We start from the raw sequence: 313 nt of genomic DNA, 5'->3' as shown, positions 1-313 counted from the left end.
AAAAAGTATTAGACATCTGCCAAAAGATTATGGCTTCGGTGCCTGCTCACGTAACCGAAGAAAAAGACATTGTAGAGGCCATTGTGGCCACCCATGCAAATCGCACGCGCTTATTTGAGGATGCAGCCAAACTAATTGTTGAAAATGCTTATAAATATTACCGCCCGAATCATCGGGCATGTGCATTGCTGCTGTTTGTGTGGAAACGCCACTTAGAAAATGATATGAGCTTACGCTCCATCAGCATCAACTCCAACGACGGACTCTTTTCGGGGATGCTCACAGTAATGGTAGGTGATACAGGACGTATGGA

General features: G+C 45.0%; 1 protein-coding gene. It reads left to right on the top strand.

What is annotated here, in order from left to right:
- Positions 1–313 (top strand): hypothetical protein (locus tag D0T60_RS18600; protein ID WP_163219982.1); only part of this gene is annotated, 313 nt, incomplete at both ends.

Source organism: Bacteroides sp. 224 (assembly GCF_010500995.1).
In the GTDB taxonomy this organism is placed as follows: domain Bacteria; phylum Bacteroidota; class Bacteroidia; order Bacteroidales; family Bacteroidaceae; genus Bacteroides.
The sequence above is the reverse complement of the archived record's forward strand: the minus strand, read 5'-3'. Positions and strand labels throughout refer to the sequence as shown.